Here is a 7,645-nt window from a genome sequence, read left to right on the forward strand (position 1 = left end):
AATCAGTCCAAATGCAGATTTCTCTGACGCAAGACGCCCACATCTGTAATCCAATGGCACGGGGGCAAAAACAAATTGAACCAGGGGCAAATAGTCTCGCGCGGCCACAATTTGCTCAAAAAGCTACCCAAATAGTCAAGGATGGGTAGCTTTGTCCATAAATTAAGTTACAGTTCCTAACCCCGCAAGGCGTGCTGACTTTTAGCTCTACAGGAGTAGTTATGCAACTGCAAACAGATATTCGTAGTCGGCAACCGCAAGCAACGCTAGCCAGCGCCGCGAGTGCCTTGGACTGGGCAAAATTTGGCTGCGCCGTACCTGCACCAAAATTGGCTCCTTCGATGTGGGTCAAATTGTTCAATCCGCCAACAGCATTCAGTTTTGACGAAGCGTGGTTGTTGTGTCAGTGCTCCGACCAAAAGTGGCTGGCTTGGATTCCTGATTATGGGGAAATTTTGCTGAGTACGAATGAATTTTGCGCTACTTAGGATCGCAAATTAAATAACTTACAATTTTAATTGTTATTGTGGGATGGGCGTCCCGCCCGTCGTTTTTGGACGGGCGGGACGCCCATCCCACAAACCTGTCGAAGTTATTTAATTCTCATTCCTTAATCGAAAATTATAGTTTGAAATCTATATCCTTCAGGTTTCACAGCATATTTTTGGAAAAAACCAGGTTTCTGCATTATTTCGTTTGTAGTGAGGAATGCGAGTCCTCAGAAATTAAGAAGGACTGAAGTCCTCACTACAAACTAATTCATTGACATTTTGCCAACAAAAAGAGCAATAGAAAACTATTGCTCTTTTTGTGTAAAAACACTTTCTAGTTTTTGTCTTCAGACAGCGGAACTTACTCGCTTATTTGCAAACTGCACGGTTATTTGCATTTCTGACAATCGTGCCTACTTTGCCATTAATCTGAATCGGGTTCTTGGTGCTGGCCCGGATCAAGCGGGGCTGTTTACCCAGACATTCTCTGATTGATTCTGACCAGGTGGTGAGAGCGCGGGTGTATTCTGTACGAGTCGCGGGCGCGCGAAACTGCTCGGTAATTAGGTGATCTGTGGTGATGCTAGTGTCAGTAGCAACATTAGTAATAATTGGAAAGTCAAAGGCTTTGGGTAAAGTTCTTTCAGGAATTTTGCCCGGTACTGTTTGGTAGTTCTTTGAGCCGCCTTTGTAGTCAATACCTGCTTGAGGGGCTGTTTGAGCGAAGGCAGGAATAGGCAAGCTGGCTACCAATACGGTGCAGCAACTCCAAAATAATTTCGATTTCATCCGATTCATCTCCTCAACTTTATGACGGTTAGCACTAATTAGGTAGGGACAAAAACATTAGCTTTAATTTATAAAAAATCTAAGGCTAATGAACTTTTATCTTGGTTTTGACCCATCTAATTTATTACCATACATCTTCAAAAACGTACAAACTGGTTGGTCTGACAAACTGTAGAATGGTTTCAGTTGAGTGAGACATTTACACATCTGAAGTTGTTACAGCGTTGGGGACTCGATTTTACCAGAATGATTCATTTTCGATCGATGTCATTGGAACTTTATCAAATTTTGTCTCAGATATCAAGTTTTGTCGATCGCCTGTGGCGTTTTAACACTGGTTGACGGCTCGATCGCCCTTTGAGTGTTATGCGCTATACCAGCGGAAGAAAGATGCTAGAGTGCATCAATGGGCGTTTGAGTATTTTCAGGCGACAATAGACAGAGAAGGGGCTTGAAAATAGGTGATTTTAGTGGAAGATAGTAAATTTATCGACGTATCGGAAATCATGGGTGTTCCCGCGGCTCCTGCGGGCTACAAGTCGGGCTTTGTGGGTATTATCGGGCGCCCGAATGTTGGCAAATCCACCCTGATGAATCAGTTGGTAGGACAGAAAATTGCCATTACTTCGCCGGTGTCTCAGACGACGCGCAACAGGCTGCGGGGCATCCTGACGACGCCGGAAGCACAAATTATTTTTGTCGATACTCCCGGAATTCACAAGCCGCATCACCAATTGGGTAAGGTTTTGGTGCAGAATGCCCGCACGGCGATTCAGTCTGTGGATGTGGTGTTGTTTGTGGTGGATGGTTCGGTGGAGTCGGGTGGGGGCGATCGATATATTATCGAAATTCTCAGCAATTGCAAAATTCCAGTGATTTTGGGGATGAATAAGCTGGACGAACAACCGGAGGATTCCGTGTTGATCGATCGCACCTACGAGCAAATTGTCAATCCTCAGTGGCCAGTGGTCAAGTTTTCGGCTCTCACGGGCGAGGGTGTCGAGCCACTGCAACAATTGTTAATCGAACATTTGGAGGTTGGGCCTTACTATTATCCGCCAGATTTGGTGACTGACCAGCCGGAACGGTTTATTATGGGCGAGTTGATTCGGGAACAGATTTTGCTGCTGACGCGGGAAGAAGTGCCGCATTCTGTAGCAATCGCGATCGACATTGTTCAAGAAGAAGCGAAGATTACCCGCATTCTGGCGACGATTCACGTCGAGCGGGATTCCCAAAAAGGTATTTTAATCGGTAAAAGCGGCAGTATGCTCAAGTCGATCGGCAGTGCGGCCCGGGAACAGATTCAAAAGTTAATTGAAGGTAAAGTATATTTGGAGTTATTTGTCAAGGTGCAGCCGAAATGGCGGCAGTCCCGCACCCGTTTGGCAGAATTGGGCTATCGCGTGGAAGAGTAGGGGCAATTCATGAATTGCCCCTACTGGCAATTCATGAATTGCCCCTACTGGCAATGGGCTGGTGATAGCGATCATAAAGTGGCGGAGGGACACGCGGATTGTAAACATTATTCGTCACAATGATACAAGGCCGAACCTTCCCCGTTTCAGAACCTCTCGTCGGTTCCAAGAATGTTTGTGCGAGACTAAAATAGGGAATAGAAATAAACTCCATTACCCATTGCCTACCATCTATTACCTAAAAAAATGATCGCCGCCAAAGAAAACTTTCCTCACATAACCCCAGAAGAATACTTTGCTTGGGAAGAAAAGCAGCTAGAAAAGCATGAGTATATCGACGGTCAAGTGTACGCCATGAGCGGCGGCAGCGTAAACCATAGCCGCATTGCCGTCAGACTCACAACTCTCTTCTCCAATCATCTAGAAAACAGCAGTTGCGAAACAGGAAACTCCGATCTGAGAGTCAACATCGCCGGAACCAAAAACTACACCCATCCTGATGCAAGTGTAACGTGCGACGATCGCGATAAAACCACAACCCAATACATTACCTACCCCTGCTTAATCGTTGAAGTTCTCTCTCCCAGCACTGAGGCCTACGATCGCGGTGGTAAATTTAGAATGTATCGCAGCAACCCTGTCTTACAAGATTATCTATTGGTTAGTTCCACCAGTATCGAAATGGATTTGTATCATAAAAATGATGCTGGTGAATGGATCATTATTAACTACAAAGAAGGTGACACTATCGAACTAAAAAGCATCAATCTTAGTTTTGCGATCGAACAAGTCTATCGCAACCTCGACCTCACCCCAGAAACAACACCTTAAAAGTTGACATATATCATAAAACTAAGGTGATTTACGTCCGGTGAGCGTGTTGGTATTACTACTTTTAAATTAGGAGATTGTTATGATTGCAGCTAGAGAGCAGGAGCGGTACTTTACGCCTGAAGAGTATTTTGCTTGGGAGGAGCAACAATTAGAAAGGCACGAGCTAATCGATGGTCGCGTATGTGCGATGAGTGGGGGCACGCAAAATCATAGTGCGATCGCGGGAAACTTTTTAGTGACGATCAAGCCCCATCTGCGGGGTAGTGGTTGTAAAACATACAATTCTGACTGCCGCGTAAATATCCTCAATACTCACAACTATACCTATCCCGATCTGAGTGTCACTTGCGATCGGCGAGATAATTCTAGCCCTCAATATATTACCTATCCCTGTTTAATTGTTGAGGTTTTATCGGATAGTACCGAGGCTTACGATCGCGGCAAAAAGTTTGAAAAATATCGCCGCAATCCGAATTTGGTCGATTATGTGTTGGTGAGTTCGGATGAGATGGCGATCGATATTTATCACAGAAATGATGCGGGGGATTGGTTGATTCTGAGCTATCGAGCGGGCGATCGCGTGGAGCTTAGAAGTATTGGGTTGAGTTTGGCGATCGAGCAATTATATGAAGAAATTGTTTTCGAGCAGCAATCTTGAATTTATTATTAAGAGGGCGATGTAATAATATTGATGTAGAGTTATAAGAAATCTGTTACCGTTTAAATATTTGTGCAGCATATGCGTCCGAATGTTGACTCTCAGAAGATAGAACGACTGATGCAAGTCTTGGGCAGAGAGGCTCAGGGTTCAGGCTGCATCTATTTTACGGGTGGTGCTAGCGCCCTACTGATTGGATGGCGGAGTTCGACCATTGATATCGATATTCGTCTAGATCCTGAACCCCCAGGCATTTTTGGTGCGATCGCCAAAATCAAACAAGAATTGAATATTAATATCGAACTGGCTTCCCCACAGGATTTCTTACCCACAATTCCGGGGTGGCGCGACAGGAGTATCTTCATTGGCAAATACGGTCAAATCTCGTTTTATCACTATGACTTTATAGCCCAAGCACTCTCCAAAATATCCAGGGGATTCGATCGGGACATTAAAGATGTTCAAGCCATGTACGAACAGAAATTATTTTCCTTAGAAGAACTGCGTAATAGTTTTGAGAGTATTGCACCCGAATTAATCCGATTTCCCTCTCTTAATCCTGATGCGCTCAGAAGCAGAGTTGAGAACTTCATCAAACGTTTTGAAAGTAACATAGAGGATGGACAGTTATGAACTTAAATGAGTTGCCGGGAGCAGAGCTAATTCTACCTGGACTGAACGATCTTCATCATGGTAAAACTAATACAATTGGGTCATTGTTAGTCGCGATCGCGGCAACTCGCCTAGCCGAAGCGGGCTTAGATGTTCCTAAAGATCGTCTGGCCGCAGAGCCAGAATTGACTCTTTATGCCCGCCTTCAAGATGAACGAGATGATGCTTATCCCTACTACAATGCTTTGCTGAATCGCTTGAGTAGCTTTTGCAATGCACTTGAACTTCGTTATATGTGAGAATATGCGATCGATCGGCAGTAACAAAAGGATTTAATTAAAAAAAAAGATGTCGATCGCTGCCGGTGGGCGATCGCTTGTAATTGGATGAAAGCGCGATCGATAAGACTCACCCCAAAATACCTATGAAAACCACGATCGAAATCGATAACTCCCTCATCACTAATGCGCTCCAGGCGACTGGACTCACAGCACAACAAAAGAATACATTCTATGTAGCTTCACAGAAAAATGATATTACCGAGTGTTTCTTATGAACTACCGAAACCACATCACGATCGAAGCAAATAAACGCGGTGGTAAGCCTTGTGTGCGCGGCTTGCGAATTACGGTTTATGAAGTGCTTGAGTACCTGGCTTCGGAGATGACTGAAGCAGAAATTCTCGACGATTTTCCCGATTTGACACGAGAAGATTTAAAAGCTTGTATAGCTTATGCTGCTGACCGTGAGCGTCGGTTTATGACTGCGACCTTATCCGCATGAAATTACTTTTTGATGAAAACTTGTCGCCCAAGTTGCCGAATCGTTTGAGCGATATTTTCCCAAATTCGCTTCACGTTCGAGATGTGGGAATGAAAGCAACGATCGACCCAATAGTTTGGGATTATGCATTCATACAATAATTTGATGATTGTCTCGAAAGACGCGGATATGCACGACCTGAGCTTAGTATTTGGGAATCCACCGAAAGTTATTTGGCTTCGCCTGGGAAACTGTTCGACATTGCAAATTGAAAATTTGCTGCGTCGGGATTTTAACGCGATCGAATTATTTTATGAAGATGAGACTTTATCGCTGCTTGCTTTATCATAATGCACCGATCGCCGAGGGTGTGCGATCGACTCTAAATGCTCTCTAATCTAAAATCTAATATAGATAGGTTTTTTCAGTGCGACGGCTTCAGTGATTGAGTTAAATCGTGCGGCGAATTCGATCTAGGAAAGGAGATTGTGATGGGGAGTAAGAAGGGGTTGACATACATCCTTGAGCTGCGGTATTATTGACTATATCCAGTATTCTACCGCAACTGCGATACAATTATAAGCTAGATAGCAAAAAGGTACTATGGACGAAATTGAAAAGGTTAGCTATGCAGAACTAATTGACCCACAAGCACAAATGGTTGTGGCTTTTCTAAAACAAATGGGGCTTCCCTCAGATAACATCATTGCGGATCAGCCAGAACGAGCAATTATTGGTCAAAATTTACCTACTTACATTCAGTCACTTCCTGATGACATTAAAAGAGACGCACGTTACTTATCTAAGTTTGTAGTTGGCGCAGGATTTGGGTTGTTTGACTACGCACTCAACGCAGTATGGAATGAAGTTACTCTGGATTTAAGAAAGAAAGCTATTGCATACGGAATTGATATTTTCTTTGATGCCGCAGTAGGGGGTAAAAGCCGAGATTTTTACGAAAAAGAAGAAGATCTCGCTTCTCTTAAAGATTCAGTTTTACTAGACACCTGTAGAAAGCTTGAGCTTATTTCTGACACAACGTACAAAAAGTTAAAACATATTCTTGAGATGAGAAATGACATAGGAATTTCTCATCCGACTAACTATACAATTAACGCTTTTGAACTGCTTGGATGGTTACAAACATCGATTCAAGATGTCCTAAGAGATAGACCAACTGAAGCAGCACTTCAGGTACAAGCATTTATTAAAAACTTAAGAACTTATAATACACCTATAGATAATGCAACTCAAAAAACAATTGAGCTAAAAATATCCGAACTACCTAGCCATCTATGCGGAAATATACTTAGAACTGTTTTTGGGATATTTGTATCTATAGAGACGGATGTTCAGGTAAGGAAAAATATTTCTTTAATAGCCCCCTCTATTTGGACAAATTGTTTAGATGAACCCAAATATAAGTTAGGGCTTACTCTTGAGGGATATAATACTAATCTTCATAAAGATAAATATGAATTGGGTGAGCAGTTTCTCCAGGTTGTAGGGGGAAATCCATATCGTTCCCCAAGCGAAAGAGCAGGAATTGTTGACGATTTATTGGAGCAGCTTCTAGCTAAACATAATGGTTGGGATAATTTTCATCATGAAGCTCCTGTCGCTGACTCTGTCGCCTCATATATCGCTGGGCAATCAGATATTCTTCCAAACTATGCAGGAAAATTAGTGAAAGTAGTTTTGATGTGTCGGATTGGTCGAGGAGTTAGTTACTGCAATGGTGTATCACCCAGAGGAAAAGTATACTATGACAATTTGCTTTCTCTTTTAGGTGACAAATATTCACCCATTGCTATAAGCACACTCACTCATTATGAGATACAACGGAAATTAGAAAACAGCGAATGTAGAAAACAAGCTCGATTAGCCCTAGAAATGATAAAGCAAAGCGTAGTTAATGCAAGATTAGCTGAATGTTTTGACTATTTGATAACTCAAATAGAGAAGAATGGTCGCTGCGTATTGCAGGGGGAACGCATCTTATTGAACACTCTTCGCTAGTGGTGAGTATATTTTGAGATAAATTCACCATTCTTAGAAGCTATAGATACGCTTTGTAATGA

12 protein-coding genes are annotated in these 7,645 nt (G+C 42.9%); 10 read left to right on the forward strand and 2 right to left on the reverse strand.

Annotated features, from left to right (window positions below; translation table 11 throughout):
- Positions 1-221: 221 nt before the first annotated feature.
- Positions 222-488: a hypothetical protein gene (locus JGK36_RS32680; RefSeq protein ID WP_293187164.1), complete on the forward strand. Its 267-nt coding sequence runs from the start codon at positions 222-224 to the stop codon at positions 486-488.
- Between the two features lie 372 nt (positions 489-860).
- On the opposite strand, the gene JGK36_RS32685 is transcribed toward JGK36_RS32680, so the two are convergent.
- Entirely contained in the window at positions 861-1,280 is a 420-nt protein-coding gene (locus tag JGK36_RS32685; RefSeq protein WP_293187163.1) for a hypothetical protein, read from the reverse strand.
- A 506-nt stretch (positions 1,281-1,786) separates the two neighbouring features.
- On the opposite strand from JGK36_RS32685, the gene era reads away from it, so the two are divergent.
- A complete protein-coding gene (gene era / locus JGK36_RS32690; RefSeq protein ID WP_293199270.1) occupies positions 1,787-2,698 on the forward strand; it encodes a GTPase Era in 912 nt (303 codons plus the stop codon).
- 31 nt (positions 2,699-2,729) lie between these two features.
- Here the strand turns inward: era and JGK36_RS34060 are convergent, their stop codons facing one another.
- Positions 2,730-2,912, reverse strand: a complete 183-nt coding sequence (locus JGK36_RS34060; RefSeq protein WP_325315913.1) for a type II toxin-antitoxin system PemK/MazF family toxin — start codon at positions 2,910-2,912, stop codon at positions 2,730-2,732.
- Between the two features lie 32 nt (positions 2,913-2,944).
- Between JGK36_RS34060 and JGK36_RS32695 the strand changes: the two genes are divergently transcribed.
- The 8 genes from JGK36_RS32695 (at position 2,945) to JGK36_RS32730 (ending at position 7,583) form a co-directional block, all read left to right on the forward strand.
- Positions 2,945-3,529 (forward strand): Uma2 family endonuclease, encoded by a 585-nt coding sequence (locus JGK36_RS32695; protein ID WP_293199264.1) that lies wholly within the window; start codon positions 2,945-2,947, stop codon positions 3,527-3,529.
- Positions 3,530-3,611: 82 nt separating this feature from the next.
- On the forward strand, positions 3,612-4,190 hold the full coding sequence (locus tag JGK36_RS32700; protein ID WP_293199266.1) for a Uma2 family endonuclease: 579 nt from the start codon (positions 3,612-3,614) through the stop codon (positions 4,188-4,190).
- A gap of 81 nt (positions 4,191-4,271) precedes the next feature.
- Positions 4,272-4,823: a DUF6036 family nucleotidyltransferase gene (locus tag JGK36_RS32705; RefSeq protein ID WP_293186935.1), complete on the forward strand. Its 552-nt coding sequence runs from the start codon at positions 4,272-4,274 to the stop codon at positions 4,821-4,823.
- A complete protein-coding gene (locus tag JGK36_RS32710; RefSeq protein ID WP_293199268.1) occupies positions 4,820-5,101 on the forward strand; it encodes a hypothetical protein in 282 nt (93 codons plus the stop codon). Before JGK36_RS32705 ends, JGK36_RS32710 begins: the two co-directional genes overlap by 4 nt.
- A gap of 253 nt (positions 5,102-5,354) precedes the next feature.
- Positions 5,355-5,585: a DUF433 domain-containing protein gene (locus JGK36_RS32715; protein WP_006634608.1), complete on the forward strand. Its 231-nt coding sequence runs from the start codon at positions 5,355-5,357 to the stop codon at positions 5,583-5,585.
- The gene (locus JGK36_RS32720) at positions 5,582-5,725 is read left to right on the forward strand and encodes a DUF5615 family PIN-like protein (RefSeq protein WP_293186929.1); all 144 of its coding nucleotides are present in this window, start codon (positions 5,582-5,584) and stop codon (positions 5,723-5,725) included. The genes JGK36_RS32715 and JGK36_RS32720 overlap by 4 nt, the downstream gene beginning before the upstream one ends.
- A 28-nt stretch (positions 5,726-5,753) precedes the next feature.
- On the forward strand, positions 5,754-5,915 hold the full coding sequence (locus JGK36_RS32725; protein ID WP_293186928.1) for a DUF5615 family PIN-like protein: 162 nt from the start codon (positions 5,754-5,756) through the stop codon (positions 5,913-5,915).
- 252 nt (positions 5,916-6,167) lie between these two features.
- A complete protein-coding gene (locus tag JGK36_RS32730; RefSeq protein WP_293199269.1) occupies positions 6,168-7,583 on the forward strand; it encodes a hypothetical protein in 1,416 nt (471 codons plus the stop codon).
- The last annotated feature ends 62 nt before the right edge of the window (positions 7,584-7,645 follow it).

It is taken from the genome of Microcoleus sp. PH2017_35_SFW_U_B, from assembly GCF_020737865.1.
In the GTDB taxonomy this organism is placed as follows: Bacteria; Cyanobacteriota; Cyanobacteriia; order Cyanobacteriales; family Microcoleaceae; genus Microcoleus.